Genomic DNA, 12,960 nt, shown 5'->3' on the forward strand with positions numbered 1-12,960 from the left:
TATGAACGCAAGGCCGAACACTTCCTCGCCTTCGTCGGCATAGCCGCAGCCCTCATCTGCCACCGCCGCCTCACCAAATGAAACGACGTCTTAGCACCCGCCAGTAGCGGTTTGCGGCTACCGGGTCGTAGGTCGCGTGCTCGGTGTCCTCGGCGAACGGCCGGTCGGCGTCGGGTAGATCGAAGGGCCTGGGAATAGCGCTGTTCACCCGGACGCCCAGCGCGGCCAAAGCGGCCAGGGTCTGATCGTAGAAAGACGCGACGGACTGGCCCGAAAGCGGAAAGGACCGCTCTTCGCCGTCCAGCGTCATGACGGCGAGCCGGTGGTCGACGAAGTCGAAGTCGACCGTGAAGATCGGATTCCCGTCGACCTGACCCATCGGACGGGAGGTGATGCCGCGCCCAGTGACATGGAACGGGACGTTCCACCAGTGGTTGCGCCGAGCGCTCGCGGCCAAGCGGATCTTGCCGACAATCTGCTCGAAGCGGTGCAGCGTCTCCTTCGTGTCCCGCCACTCCGGCAGCGGCGCCGACGGGAACAGCTCCATCTCCTGCCCCTTCCCGCCCGGCGCTCCCGCGGCGGCCGGGCCGTCTCATCATGACCCCGCCGGGGACATCCCGCACGCCACCGAGGGAGCGGTCCAGCCCGGCCGCCGCACGGGCCGCCACCCCGGCCCCGCCGCCCTCCGGCCAAGGCGGAAAACAGGCGGGCCACGTCATAGACAAGTCCAATGCTCATTGGACAGATCTAGTGCCCAGCCACAGGTCTGGTGGCACAAGTAGCGTGGCAAGCAGAGGGAGAGGCGGGTGGTGTATGGCTTGTCACCGTGCCGTAGTCGGGCTTGAGATCGCCTGCGACGAGCCAGTGGCGGCCCTCGGATGGGTGATGCGAGGGCTGTCTGGCCGGGCCGCCTCGGCCCGGTCTTGCTGACCCTGGAAGGCGAAGGGGTGAGCTGAAGGGAGGCCTCGGGGATGGTGCTCAGGCCGCCGGTGGAGCCGGTGCTGGCGCAGGCCGCGGAGTCGGTGCCGGGCCCGGCTGCGGTGCGGGCGGGGGTGGCGTACGAGCAGAAGCTGGACGGGCACCGGGTGCTGCTGTTCACCCCGGCCGGGCCGGGCGGCACGGTGGTGGTGCAGAGCCGGCGTGGGGCGCTGGTCCAGGACCGGGGGCCGGACCTGGTGGCCCCCGCTGTCGAGCAGTTGCCGCCCGGTCTGGTCCTTGATGGCGAGCTGGTCGTCTGGGACGCCGAGGAGGGCCGGTTGTCGTTTGAGGCGTTGCAGCGCCGGGCTGCCGCCCGCGCCCGTAGCGCCCCGGCTCTGGCCGCCCGGTGGCCGGCCTACTTCGTCGCCTTCGACCTCTTGCAGCTCGGCGGCGAGGAGCTTCTACGGCGGCCTTACAGGGACCGCAGGGCTGAACTGGAGAAGTTGTTCACCGACTACGCCCTGACACCCCCGTGGATGCTCGTCCCGCAGATGACGGACCTGGCCAAGGCCCGTCAGTGGCTGGACACCTGGACCGACGTGACCGGGGTCGAAGGCCTGGTCATCAAGCCTCTGACCAGCCCATATCTGCCCGGATAACCGCGGCTGGACCAAGATCAGAAGACGCGACACCACGGAGACGATCGTCGGCGCGATCACCGGCACCCTGACCCGCCCGCAGCTCCTCGTCCTCGGCCGCCACGACCAGAACGGCCGGCTGCGCGCGGTCGGCCGGACCGTACCGCTGCGCCCGGACGCCGCCCGGCAGGTCGCCGAACATCTCACCGCGGCCGCGCCCGGCCACCCGTGGACGGGGGTGTCGGCGTACGGACTTTTTTCCCCAGCTGCCTACGGATGAACGTCCCCAGTTCCGTGGCGGTGAAGGCAGAGGTGATCAGTCGATCGTCCAGCCGTGCTCTCTGCAAGCGGCGTCGGCTTCTTCTTCGCCAAGCCAGGCAAGGCTGAACTGCTGGCCCCGCAGTCGAAAGATCCCCGCTGCCCAGTCGGCAAGCTCTTCGTCGAGCTCGTCTGCGGAGATGATCCCGTCCTCGAAGTCGGGCAGCTGCTGTGTCGGGCCGACACGAGACAGCGCCCACTCGGGAAGCTCTCGCGGATTGCCCCACCGCCTTCGCCAGAAGGGCCCTTCTCTCCACCACCAGCTGGTGACTCGGATCACGAGCACGCCGATCTGTTCGTCTCCGTCCATGAGACGTGCGGCAGCTCGGCGGTATGGGTCAAGCCGGGCATCGGTCGGTGGCTCCGGCCACTCGCGTCTGAACACACGCTCATTCTGACTGTCGCGCTCCAGATTAGGGCGGCCTGGAACACGAAATGCCTGATCACGCCACGTCTGTGTCTCGCTCGATCGCCTTGAGGCGGTTCTTGAGCCGTAGCTGGGGCGTTGATGGAGATCACTTCGCAAGTGGCCTTCTCGTAACGCTTGGACATGACCTGGAAGACCAGGTTCGCCTCGGCTCGTTCGAGGGGCTGGTAGCCGACCTCGTCGACGACGGGAACACTGGGCCACAGATAGGTGCCGACGTTCGTCAGCCGCCCGGCGGCCTCGGCGGCCTTGAGGTTGCGGACCATGTCGTCGAGGCTGGTGAAGTAGATCGAGTAACCGGCCCGGCAAGCCGCGACCGCGAAGCGACGGCGAAGCGACGGCGATGTGCGTCTTGCCGACCCCGGGCGTTGTCGACGGTTGAAGCTCTTCGACACCGGCAAGGTCGACATGGAGGACGAGCTCGCCGCCCTCCTCCGAGGCCAGTAGCCATGCCCCGCGCCTCACGGCGCCGGGGCGACGCCGCTCTGCGGCACGCCGACACGGTCCGATTCGTGCTCTTCGAAGCACGCCCGGCCGGACTCCTCTTCCACCAACTCACCCGCGCCAGCGATCTCACACCGAGCCAGGTGAGAGCTGGGCTGGCCGCCCCGCGGGACGTCATCGCGGACCAGGGATGGCCCCCGCTGTAGCGGTCGCGGCGGGGTCGCGTGAGCTACCCGGTGGCAACGGTCAGCGGCCGCCGTTGGAGCAGGTGCAGATGTCCGTCCGCGAGGGCCCACTCGAGGTCCTGCGGTCCCCCGAAGGCCAGTACGCAGCGGGAAGCGAGTTCGCGCAGCTCGGTGAGCTGCGTGTCGTCGAGACAGAGCGTTCGGACGCGTTCGGGGGGTACGGCGACCTGGCTGGTGCCGCCGAACGGTGCGGGCCGGACGGCTATGTCCTTCATTCCTGCGACGCGTTCCAGCACCCGGCCTCTACCGTCGATCCGGTAGCGGTCCGGGACCACCAGGCCTTCGACCACCGACTCGCCCAGCCCCCAACTCGCCTCGACCACCACCGCCTCGGAGCCGTCGAGGGGATCGCGGGTGAACAGGACGCCGGCGCAGTCAGCTGCCACCAGAGCCTGCACGACCACCGCGATGCACGGTGGCCCCACCAGCCCGAGCCGGTGGCGGTAGGCGAGCGCGGCGGGGGCGCGGGCGGACTCCCGTACGGCCTGGACCGCCTCGGTCAGTGCCTCGGGGGCATCCACATTGAGGCAGCTGAGGTGCTGGCCGGCGAAGCTCGCCCGTGCCGAATCCTCGCCCGGGGCGGAGGAACGCACAGCCAGGGGCCACCCCGGCGCCTGCGATCCGCCCAGCAGTCGATCGACAGCCGCATGCAGCGCCTCGTGGGCGTCGGCGGCGCCCTCGGCGATCGCGTCCACGAATGGCCAGGAGAGGGCGAGGCCTGGAGGCACAGGCAGCCCGGCGCGGACGGCGATCGCGAGGTTTGCGGCCTTGCCGCCGTACAGGGCCTCGTCTGTTGCGGACCCGAGTGCCACCACGGCGGCACGCCACGTTCTCATGACACGACCGCCGCTTCTCCGGCCCGGCCGTCCACGCGGACTCGGGCTCCGTCAGGGAGTACCGCGGTGGCGTCCGTACAACCGACCACTCCTGGGATCGCGAACTCCCGGGCGACGATGGCCGCGTGGGACAGTGCCCCGCCCCGGTCGGTGACGATCGCACCGAGCAGCGGCAGGACGATGTTGAACGCGGTCGTGGTCGCGTTGGTCACCAGTACGTCGCCCGGCTGGAGTCGCCCGAACTCCGCCGCGCTGCGGATGACTCGTGCGGTGCCCTCGTAGACTCCAGGGCTCGCACCCAGACCGTGCACGGTCCGTCCCGCGGTACGCGCCTCCGGGGTGCCGAACATCGCCAGAACCACCGCCCCCATTGCCCGTTCCAGTCGGGCGGCTGCGGGAGGCAGCCATTGCGGTGGCAGCGGATCACCCGGGGGTGGCCCGAGCATGGGCGGGGCGTCGACATACCTGGCCTGTTCCCGGTAGCGGGCACGCTCCGCCAGTTCGCCGGGGTCCGGGCCGTCGCCGGTACGGACCAGTTTGCGCAGCTCGGCGTAGTCGGCCTCGACCAAGTGGGCGGGGTCGGCGATCCGTCCGGTCCGGACGAGTCGCCGGCCGACGGCCAGGACGGCGCGGCGGGTGAGGCCGATGGCCGGGAGGTCGGCGAACGATCCGCGTTCGTCGCGCAGCCTGGACACCAGTCGGGCCTCGGAGAGCAGTTCATCGAAGCGGCCGCGGTGCGACGGGGGTACCGCGATGCGCAGCTCGGCCGCCCCGGCTTCCTGCTTCTCGGTTGCCTGTTCCTCGTTCGCGGGCGGCGGTCCGGACACCGCGGTACGGATGGCACTGACAATGAGACTCGGCAGCTCCACGACACAAGGGTCGCCTACGTCCTCGCCGTTGACGGGACGCCAGCCCACCTGGTCGATGTACGCGGTCGCCGCGGCACCGGTCGGGTCCGGCAGCGTGCGCAGCGCGTTCAGTAGCTTCGCGGGTTCGGCAGACGAGGCGAGCAGGTCGCGCGCCTCGCGGTCCGTGGCGACCGCCGCCGTCAGCCGCGCGAGTTCTTCGCCGGCCGCCAACGGATCCGGGCTCGATCCGGCCAGCGGCGCAAGAATCTGCTCAGGGGCCCGGCTGGTCCACTCCTGGCAGTGCGACAGGAGATCGCCCATCGGCAGCAGAGCAGGCATGTTGAACAGATGGTGCAGGTAGCCGGCCCACCGCTGGTGCTCGCGGCAGCGGTCGAGGTGGGCCAGCAGGCCGACGTCGTCCAGGGCAGCGGGTCCCACCTGCAGCAGTGCTCGATGGCCGGCCAGCAGCGACGGCTTCACCTCGTTGTCCCATCGGCGGAGGTCTTCGCGCCACAGCCTGTGCTCGAAGACCGTCGCGCTCGTCGCCAGCCGTTTCCGGATCCGCGGGTCGGCGGCCACCATGCGCTCCCACGCCTCCCACGGCGGATGGCCCGAGACGTCCGGCGGTGCGCCCACTGGCCGGGGGCAGTAGTAGCTGAAGCCGTTTACAAACACCCAGTCGAGACGCTCCAGCAGCGAGCCGTACCGGCGCAGGCTCTCGCCGAAGCCCCGGTGGAACCCCTCCAGGTAGATCTCGGCATGGAAGCGGGTGACAGGGCGCGTGAAGTGGGTGGCATCGAGGGACCAGGTACCCGGTCCCGGAGGGGCAAACGAGGGTGCGGCGGCAATGTTCATGACCTTCTCCTCCTCGCCGCTCGAATTTCGACTGACCAGGTGGCTCAGGTGGCGGTCGTGCCTGCTGGACCCTCCGGATCGCGCTGGAGGGCATCGGTGAGGACCCGGACCGCCCAGGCAGCAGCCTCACCGGCCTCGGCTCCGTCGAGCCCTGCCTGCTCGCGCATCGCTTGCCATGCCGGTGCGCTCACCAGCAGGTAGAGAACCGCCACCGCGCGGCGCCGGGCCGTCGGGGAGGACGCGGCGGTCACCTCGGCAAGGGCCGTCTCCACGGAACTGAACCGGTGGGCCCGGCCCTGGCGCCGCAGCGGCAGGGCCGCCTTGGAGTTCAGAATGGCCAGGATCAGCGCCTCGTGCTCGTCGTACGAGCGGTAAAGCTCCGGAATCGTCCGGCGTAGCCCTTCCAGGGTGTCCGGATAGGACAGCATGAGCACGTGGAGATGGGCTTGGGCCCAATCGCCCCATGCCCCGAACAATTCCTCCCGGGTCGGGAAGTGCCGGTAAACGGTGCGTACGGCGATCTTGGCGCGCCGCGCTACGAGCGGGATGGTGAGCTCTTCCACGGTCTCGTCGGCGATGACCTCGGTGAGCGTCTGGAAGATCCTCTGCCGAGTCTGCTCCAGCTGCTCGGCGCGCAGCGGACTCTCGTACCGTCGTCTCTTATCCATGACACGTTGACGGTACTCCAATACACGCTAAACTGTCAAGAAACGGACATTATCGTCCATTCAGAGGGATGGAGGTCGAAGATCCATGCTGAACGAACATCCGGTCCTGCCCATCCCCCCCCGCAGATCTGGAGCAGGCACGCGCCTACTACCGCGAAGGGACCTTGACCCCGGACTTTGAACACGTCTATGCGGCTTGGGTCAGGGTGGTTGCTGTTGGTCGCAAGGCGCTCTCGTAGGCGACGGGAGATCGCTGGCCGAGGCGGGAGAGCCGGCGTCGGGTGTTGTGTCGGGTCAGCCAGCGGAAGGCTTCCAGTCGGGCCTCTAGCTCGTACGGCCAGGCTTTGCGGCCCTCGAGTGTCTCCCTCTTGAAGGCCGCGTTGAACGACTCTGCTGCGGCGTTGTCCGCGCTGGACCCGATCGAGCCCATGCTCTGTCGGACCCCGGCTGACCTGCAGATTTCAGCAAGCCCCACTCGTATATCGCGACCCGTGGACCGTGTGCATGATCGCTCCGTTGAGACTGCCGCGGGTCCGCTCGGCGGCCGCCAGGGCGTCGCTGACGAGCTCGGTTCCCATGTGGTCGGCGATCGCCCACCCGGCCAGCCTGCGTGAGGCGAGCTCGATGACGGGGGCGCGGTAGAGCGGCTTGGCGCCGCTGACCGGCAGATATGTGATGGCACCGACGTACTTCGTGTTCACAGCAGCCGCGGTGAACACGAGGCCGAACAGATCCGGTGCCTTCGGCGCCGCCTGGTCCGCGGCGGTGGTCCGGTGCCTGCGGCGCAGGCGGACTCCCTCGAGCCCGATGGTCCGCATGATCCTCGCGACGCGCTTGTGGTTGACCACAGCGCCGCCGTCGTCGCGGAGCTCGGCGGTGCTTCTGGGGGCGCCGTGGGTGCCGTCGGAGTCGTGTGTCGCTGAGGGGGTGGGCGGTCCTGGATTCTTGAGGCCGGGGGTGCATGGGAAAGCCCCGCACCGGGCGGTGCGGGGCTTTCTGCTGCGACCGGGCTGGGCCGGACACGTCCGGGCCGTGTCGAGCTGGGCCGGGCCGAGGGCGGCCGGTCAGGCCTTCCGGATGTTGTAGCCGAGGGTCGTGCCGACGCAGCTGGTGCTCCGGAACGAGCCGCTGACGACCCATCCGGTGGGGACGGGGGAGTAGGAGCACACGGTGGCGTAGCTCTGGCCAGCGGTGTTGCCGATGTTGTAGGCGACGCCGGTTCCGGTGCAGGTGCTCGTGCTGTACGCGCCGGTGACGACCCAGCCTGCCGGGATGGGGGACTGGGAGCACACGACCGCGTAGTTCTGGCCGGCCGTGTTCCCGATGTTATAGCCGACGCCGGTGCCGATGCAGTTGCTCGTGCTGTACGAGCTTGTGATGATCCATCCGGTGGGGATGGGGGAGTGGGAGCACACGGTGGCGAAGTTCTGGCCGGCGGTGTTGCCGATGTTGTAGGCGACCCCGGTGCCGATGCAGCTGCTGGTGCTGTACGAGCTGGTGATGACCCACCCTGCCGGGATGGGGGACTGGGAGCAGACGACGGCGGAGTTTTGGCTCGCTGTGTTGCCGATGTAATAGCCGACGCCGGTGCCGGCGCAGTTGCTCGTGCTGTACGAGCTTGTGATGACCCACCCGGTGGGGATGGGGGACTGGGAGCACACGGAGCCGGAGTTGAACCCGCTCGTATCGGCGATGGTGTACCAGACACCGGTGGTGCAGCCGCTGCCCCGGTACGAGCTGGTGATGACCCAGCCGGCCGGAATGGCGGCGTCGGAGCAGACGTTCGCGCTGCCCGCAACCCGCTGAGGGGTGGCCTGCGCCTGCGCGGTCGCGGCGGTCATCGCACCCAGCAGCAGCAACAAGGTCGTTACCAGGTGCGGTATGCGGGTCCGTAAGGTCTTCAAGGTCGTCCTCAGATCTTCTCAGTGCTCTACGACTGCATGACTACGTCGATGCAGGTGAGACGGATCAAACCCCTGTTGATCATCTCGGCTGAGATGGTGTCAGAGTTGCCCCGGAGGCACCAGTGCTCCCAAGAGCGCCCTCCGTGCCGGACGTCACTGTCAAGGGACGAGTCAGACCCCCGAACGATGCCTCCACTATCCTTAACTGGTCAGGGGTCATGTTCCAGTACCTCAGCGACGCCGCTACCGCTCCCACCGCGCGGTTGCTGAACAGAGCGAACTGGGACGCAGACAACGCCCGTGACGACCTCCTGTCCTATGTCGCCGGGCATCTCGGTGAGGACGGCGGGGTGCTCGCACCGGGTTTGTCAAGAAGGGCATGACCTCGGCCGGGGTCCAGCGCCGATACTCCGGCACCGCCGGTCGCACCGAGAACTGCCAGCTGCTGCCGGCGAGCCCGCGCAGGAGCACCCGTCGGCAGTCACCGGCCGGACCGACCTGTGAGCAACTTCTCCTGCGAAACCCGCACGCCCCCGCGGTATGCCCACGGCGGCTTCGCGCAGGGCCAGCATCGGGCCCACATCTGTACCCAGGGCCTTCGCCAGGGCCGCCAGCGTGGCCTCGGTGGGCATTACTTGGCCGTTCAGCGCCTGGCTGACCGTTGTCCGCCCCAGCCCGGTCCGCTGCTGCAACCCGCCCATCTGCAGACTTCGACCGGCGCCTGAACGCGGGCGGGCAGGCCGAGTTCGCGGCCCGGATCGTGATGGCTGTGGTCACCACCTGGCCCGTATCCGAGGTGACCGCCTTGGCTCTGGCGCTCTTGGCCGCCGATCCTTCGGGCGCCGCGGCGGCGGGCGCGGTCCCGCCCCAGCGTCCGGCCGCCGCCCGGTGACCTTGCTGCGGGCGTCCGCGCAGCCCCCGGGGGGACTGGCAGTCCCCCCGGCGGGGAGTCAGGTACGGCCCGGCCATGGGGCGCGTACCTGCCGCCGCGCCCGAACCGCGGTATCACGCCGGGTGTCGCTGAGGGGGTGGGTTGTTGGGGTATCGGTGGGTCGGTGAGCTGGGGTGTTGCAACGGAGCGCCCCACCGGGGTGCCGGGGCTGGTGGTTCCTCCACCGCCAGTGCCTGAGTAGGCAGCTGACCCACTCGGTAGGTCCCCGCTGGAGGTCGGTCGGACTCAGGCATGCCTGTCCAGGCGATCACGCCCTTTGGCTGCCCGCGAGACCCTCCGGTAACCCCTCGCTTCTGCCGGCGGGGCATGAGGGGGTCGCGCGTGGTGCCGTATTTTTGCCGCAGGGCGGGTTGGGGAGGGGTACAGATGAGTGATGCTCTCGTGGGGATCGATGCCATCGACTGGGTGGGGCTGGAGCACGCCTACGGTACGGCCGGGGACGTGCCTGGCATGCTTCGGGATCTGTACCGGCCGGAGAAGGCCGCTGATGCCGCCGATGACCTGCTCACGCATGTCCACCACCAGGGTGGCGCGGTTTACTCTGCGGCTCCGGCCGTTCTTGTGTACGTGCTCAAGGCAGCGGCCGATCCGGTCATCGCTCCGGCCATCCGCCTCGAGCTGCTCGAGCTCGTCGGGGCTTTGGCCTACACGGCGAACACCGCGGAGCCCCGCTGGGTCACCCCGGCCTGGCCCGCTTCCTGGGACCTGGCGGTGACGGACCTGCTGCGGCTGCTCGACGACCCGGAGACACTGAACCGTATTGCCGTGGCCGACGCCCTTGCCGAAGCTCGCCACAGAGCCGACGAGGTGATCGCGGCGCTCCGGGCACGGCGGGCCCGGGAGCCGGACCAGGAGTCGCGGGCCCAGGTCATCGATGCGGTCGGTTCGCTGATTCCGCACGCCGACGCACAGCGCGACGACGCCCTCACCTGGCTACGACAGCTCATGCACGATGCAGCGCCCGCCATCCGCCTCTTCGCCGTGCAGGCCCTGCGCCGCGCGCTGCCGGGACAGGACGACAGCGCGTACACACAGACAGTCTCCGAGGTGCTGTTCGGCGGCAGCGACCCAGCCACCTGGAGGCCGAGCGGCGGCGTGTCCCAGTCGGCGGTCGTCTGGGCGATCGGGCTGTTGGGAGGAGACCGGGCGAACCAGTCCGACGCGGTCCGGAGGTTGCTGACACATCCGGACCCCGCGGTACGCGCGGGCGCGCTCCGGACAGCCGCCGAGATGCTCAGCCGCCGCCGCTCCGCAGTACCGGAGCTGCTCCCTGCTGTGGCCCGCCTGCTGTCCGACGCCGAGCCCGACAATCGTCTCTTCGCTGCGCGGGTCCTGGGCATGTGCGGGCACGCCGGACGCCCCTGGGCCCACGCGCTGGCAGCCATGGTGACGGACGAGGGCGAGCCGTACCTGCCCGCCCAGGACCACGCAGTCTGGGCGTTGTCCCGGCTCGGCGACGCCCGGTGCGTACCGCCGCTGGTGCGGCGCCTGTCGGGGAAACGACTGGGGTTCGGATACCACGGGGTCCACGCCGACGGCTGGGGGACGCACGAGCTGAGCCTGACCGAGACTGCTGGAGGGCTCGGCGCCCACGCCGACGTGCTGCTGCCACCGTTGAGGGCTCGGCTCGCCGCAGGCCCGACCCTCGACGAGCGCCGAGCGCTCTGCCAGCTGCTCGAGTCATGGGGCGCGGCCGCGACCCCAGCGATCCCGGACCTGATCGGTCTCCTGGACACCGACGCCGCGGTGTGGGCACTGGATGCCCTCGCCGCGATCGGGCCAGCCGCAGCCGAGGCTGTGCCCCAGAAGCGGCTGCGTGCCCTGCTCGACGCCCCGCCCGAGGGCCAGCCGTTCGCACCGCGTTGCCTGACGCTCGCGTACGGCCGGCTGACCGGCGACCGCACGCCCGCACTTGAGCTGCTGCTCCCGCAGCTGGGCGAGCCGTATGGCCAGGACAATCCCGCAACCCTGCTGGGGGAGCTGGGTCCGGCGGGCGCCCCGTATGCCGCGCGGCTGCGCGAACTCCTCCTCGTACACAAGGAGGGCTGGCTTCCGCTTCGTGTCGGCGAGGCACTCTGGCGGATCACCGGACAAGCCGAGGAGGTCGTCCCCGTCCTCGTACGGGCGATCGCATCATTCGCCGAGCGGGGCGGTGCCTACCGAGCGGTGATCGAGACGGTGAAGTTGCTGGTCGAGATCGGTGCGGACGCCGCTCCCGCGGAGCAGGCCCTGAAAGCGTTTCTGGACACCGACGAGAGGCCCGTCAGGCACGGTACGTGGCGGTCCGTCCCGGAGGACGACGAACTCTGTGATGCCGCGCGCGCCGCACTACATGCCGTCTCCGCACCCGGCAGCACCACTTGAGACCGGGCCGGAATTGCTGTGTGTGAATGGGCGCGGTGGTGGCGCTGGATGGGCGTCAGCCACGGCAGGAGGGCCGGCCCTGCTCACGGAGATCGGGGCGATTCCACTGTCACCGGGTGGTATTCGCGTAGGTGGTGCACTGACACGGTACCGAGAGATCGGACTCACGTGATCAGGCTGCTGGGCTGAGGTCGCCTGATCGTCCGGTATCAGGTTTCCTGTCGGCGCACGGTGGCCGTTGATCTTCGCCTGATGCCGGTTGAGGTCGCCCGGTCGACCGCCGTAACGCCGAGGTGCTCATTCCTCGACGTGCGGCGACCGTCCGTCCCACGGCTGGTTACCGTAGACCGGCGGTGACGGCGGAGGGCCGTCCGGAAGGGCCGGATTCTCTGGGGGACGTACATCGCCGCTGCCGAGCAGGACGCGGGCCCGGACCCGCATCGGCTCGTCGCCGTGCCGGGACAGCAGGACGAGCTCGTCGACGCGGGCCGTCATGGGGCCGAAGAGGGTCTCCGCCTTGTGGGCGAGGGAGCGCGGGTTCGGGGTACGGCCGAGGGACAGGTGCGGGGTGAAGCCGTGCGAGTGCGATCCGCAGAGCGGGAAGCGGAGCTCCAGGGACTCCCGCAGCCGCTCCCAGGGTTCGTGGTCGGCGGCAGCCGGGTCGAGCCAGACAGTGGCGTCCTCGCGGTGTCCGAACCAGTGGACGCCCGCCAGGCGGGCAGCGAACGGCGCCGTCTCGGCGAGCGCCGCGGAGACCAGCGGCAGGGCCCGGGCGAACTCGGCCTCCGGGACGAAACCGAAAAGCACGTTGACGTGCGGCGGCCAGCGGCGGATCTGCCGGTCGTGTTCGCGGCGAATGTGCTGGATCGGCGGCCACAACTCCGCCGGCGGCAGCCAGGCGACCGCGGTGCGGTTCGTCGACGGGACGGCGAGGACATCGCCGGGGGCCGGGGCTGGCACGGGACCGACCGGCTCGACGAGGGTCTCGTCGAGCCGGTCGACGCCGGAGGCGCGGTCCCAGACGACCTGGCCGTCCACCTCGAAGAACACCACCCGGTGCCAGGGGATCTCCCCGCCCGGCACGAAGTCGCCGAGCAGGACCCGCTTCGGCGGGGCCCCGCGCTCGGCGATCCCCATCACGAACCGCTCGGGGTCGAAGCGCGGGTCCCACAGCACCCGGTGATAGATCTCGTCGCTGGTGTGCACGTCAGCACCTGCCCTCGCTATCAGGGTGACGCGCACCCGGTCAGCCCTGCAATTCAGCGCCCGGCCCGCCCACCTCGCTGCGCGGACCACCAGCCGACACCAGGAAACAAGTACCCCGCGAGTAGGAATTGCTGGTGCCCGCCGTTTGCCGACGTCTGCTGCTCGACATCACCGGCCGGACGGCTCGGCCGTTCAGCACCGCTGGCTAGGCCCCGTACGACCCGCGCTCTCGGGCAGGCCTTAGAGGTCGTCTGGTTCGCGTAGTTCATGGGTGATTGTGGTTTATGCGTCTCGCCAGGTTGGGGTGGTTTCGCCGGTTGCCCGTTTGGTGAGGGTG

Annotated in this window: 11 protein-coding genes and 5 pseudogenes; 4 read left to right on the plus strand and 12 right to left on the minus strand. The window is 69.7% G+C overall.

Going from position 1 to position 12,960, the window contains the following annotated elements; translation table 11 throughout:
• Positions 1-91: 91 nt before the first annotated feature.
• Positions 92-547: pseudogene (locus tag ACIPK4_RS39645) on the minus strand (DUF5996 family protein); the annotation flags it as partial.
• A gap of 424 nt (positions 548-971) precedes the next feature.
• Between ACIPK4_RS39645 and ACIPK4_RS39650 the strand changes: the two are divergent.
• Positions 972-1,577, plus strand: a complete 606-nt coding sequence (locus tag ACIPK4_RS39650) for a hypothetical protein (protein ID WP_402322712.1) — start codon at positions 972-974, stop codon at positions 1,575-1,577.
• Between the two features lie 295 nt (positions 1,578-1,872).
• On the opposite strand, the gene ACIPK4_RS39655 is transcribed toward ACIPK4_RS39650, so the two are convergent.
• Positions 1,873-2,184 (minus strand): hypothetical protein, encoded by a 312-nt coding sequence (locus tag ACIPK4_RS39655; protein WP_402322715.1) that lies wholly within the window; start codon positions 2,182-2,184, stop codon positions 1,873-1,875.
• A gap of 133 nt (positions 2,185-2,317) precedes the next feature.
• Positions 2,318-2,667, minus strand: a pseudogene (locus ACIPK4_RS39660) (ATP-binding protein); the annotation flags it as partial.
• Positions 2,668-2,750: 83 nt separating this feature from the next.
• Here ACIPK4_RS39660 and ACIPK4_RS39665 point away from each other — a divergent pair.
• A pseudogene (locus tag ACIPK4_RS39665) lies at positions 2,751-2,948 on the plus strand (RacP protein); the annotation flags it as partial.
• Between the two features lie 26 nt (positions 2,949-2,974).
• Here the strand turns inward: ACIPK4_RS39665 and ACIPK4_RS39670 are convergent.
• The 7 genes and pseudogenes from ACIPK4_RS39670 to ACIPK4_RS39700 all read right to left on the minus strand — a co-directional run bounded on the left by ACIPK4_RS39670 (position 2,975) and on the right by ACIPK4_RS39700 (position 8,101).
• Positions 2,975-3,826, minus strand: a complete 852-nt coding sequence (locus ACIPK4_RS39670) for a PEP/pyruvate-binding domain-containing protein (RefSeq protein ID WP_402322718.1) — start codon at positions 3,824-3,826, stop codon at positions 2,975-2,977.
• Positions 3,823-5,529: a PEP-utilizing enzyme gene (locus ACIPK4_RS39675; protein WP_402322721.1), complete on the minus strand. Its 1,707-nt coding sequence runs from the start codon at positions 5,527-5,529 to the stop codon at positions 3,823-3,825. Before ACIPK4_RS39675 ends, ACIPK4_RS39670 begins: the two co-directional genes overlap by 4 nt.
• Positions 5,530-5,573: 44 nt before the next feature.
• Positions 5,574-6,197 (minus strand): TetR/AcrR family transcriptional regulator, encoded by a 624-nt coding sequence (locus tag ACIPK4_RS39680; protein WP_402322724.1) that lies wholly within the window; start codon positions 6,195-6,197, stop codon positions 5,574-5,576.
• Between the two features lie 187 nt (positions 6,198-6,384).
• The gene (locus ACIPK4_RS39685) at positions 6,385-6,627 is read right to left on the minus strand and encodes an integrase core domain-containing protein (RefSeq protein ID WP_402322727.1); all 243 of its coding nucleotides are present in this window, start codon (positions 6,625-6,627) and stop codon (positions 6,385-6,387) included.
• Between the two features lie 31 nt (positions 6,628-6,658).
• Positions 6,659-6,916 (minus strand): DDE-type integrase/transposase/recombinase, encoded by a 258-nt coding sequence (locus tag ACIPK4_RS39690; RefSeq protein ID WP_402322736.1) that lies wholly within the window; start codon positions 6,914-6,916, stop codon positions 6,659-6,661.
• A gap of 69 nt (positions 6,917-6,985) precedes the next feature.
• Positions 6,986-7,099, minus strand: a pseudogene (locus ACIPK4_RS39695) (transposase); the annotation flags it as partial.
• A gap of 162 nt (positions 7,100-7,261) precedes the next feature.
• Complete coding sequence (locus tag ACIPK4_RS39700) at positions 7,262-8,101, minus strand: hypothetical protein (protein ID WP_402322729.1); 840 nt, start codon at positions 8,099-8,101, stop codon at positions 7,262-7,264.
• Positions 8,102-8,361: 260 nt separating this feature from the next.
• Here ACIPK4_RS39700 and ACIPK4_RS39705 point away from each other — a divergent pair.
• Positions 8,362-8,546, plus strand: a pseudogene (locus ACIPK4_RS39705) (transposase); the annotation flags it as partial.
• On the opposite strand, the gene ACIPK4_RS39710 reads toward ACIPK4_RS39705, so the two are convergent.
• Positions 8,470-8,802 (minus strand): helix-turn-helix domain-containing protein, encoded by a 333-nt coding sequence (locus ACIPK4_RS39710; RefSeq protein WP_402322739.1) that lies wholly within the window; start codon positions 8,800-8,802, stop codon positions 8,470-8,472. The pseudogene ACIPK4_RS39705 and the gene ACIPK4_RS39710 sit on opposite strands and share 77 nt — an antisense overlap.
• A gap of 617 nt (positions 8,803-9,419) precedes the next feature.
• Between ACIPK4_RS39710 and ACIPK4_RS39715 the strand changes: the two genes are divergently transcribed.
• Positions 9,420-11,417, plus strand: a complete 1,998-nt coding sequence (locus tag ACIPK4_RS39715; RefSeq protein WP_402322731.1) for a hypothetical protein — start codon at positions 9,420-9,422, stop codon at positions 11,415-11,417.
• A 297-nt stretch (positions 11,418-11,714) separates the two neighbouring features.
• On the opposite strand, the gene ACIPK4_RS39720 is transcribed toward ACIPK4_RS39715, so the two are convergent.
• Complete coding sequence (locus tag ACIPK4_RS39720; RefSeq protein WP_402322734.1) at positions 11,715-12,623, minus strand: RNA repair domain-containing protein; 909 nt, start codon at positions 12,621-12,623, stop codon at positions 11,715-11,717.
• Positions 12,624-12,960 lie beyond the last annotated feature (337 nt).

The sequence above is a fragment of the Streptomyces sp. NPDC086989 genome (genome assembly GCF_044745505.1).
In the GTDB taxonomy this organism is placed as follows: domain Bacteria; phylum Actinomycetota; class Actinomycetes; order Streptomycetales; family Streptomycetaceae; genus Streptomyces.

What these genes read in the sequence shown, in the direction of transcription:
- ACIPK4_RS39680 (WP_402322724.1), bottom strand. Translation starts at nt 6,197, where the DNA reads ATGGATAAGAGACGACGGTACGAGAGTCCGCTGCGCGCCGAGCAGCTG.
- ACIPK4_RS39650 (WP_402322712.1), top strand. Translation starts at nt 972, where the DNA reads ATGGTGCTCAGGCCGCCGGTGGAGCCGGTGCTGGCGCAGGCCGCGGAG.
- ACIPK4_RS39685 (WP_402322727.1), bottom strand. Translation starts at nt 6,627, where the DNA reads ATGGGCTCGATCGGGTCCAGCGCGGACAACGCCGCAGCAGAGTCGTTC.
- ACIPK4_RS39715 (WP_402322731.1), top strand. Translation starts at nt 9,420, where the DNA reads ATGAGTGATGCTCTCGTGGGGATCGATGCCATCGACTGGGTGGGGCTG.
- ACIPK4_RS39655 (WP_402322715.1), bottom strand. Translation starts at nt 2,184, where the DNA reads ATGGACGGAGACGAACAGATCGGCGTGCTCGTGATCCGAGTCACCAGC.
- ACIPK4_RS39670 (WP_402322718.1), bottom strand. Translation starts at nt 3,826, where the DNA reads ATGAGAACGTGGCGTGCCGCCGTGGTGGCACTCGGGTCCGCAACAGAC.
- ACIPK4_RS39675 (WP_402322721.1), bottom strand. Translation starts at nt 5,529, where the DNA reads ATGAACATTGCCGCCGCACCCTCGTTTGCCCCTCCGGGACCGGGTACC.
- ACIPK4_RS39710 (WP_402322739.1), bottom strand. Translation starts at nt 8,802, where the DNA reads ATGGGCGGGTTGCAGCAGCGGACCGGGCTGGGGCGGACAACGGTCAGC.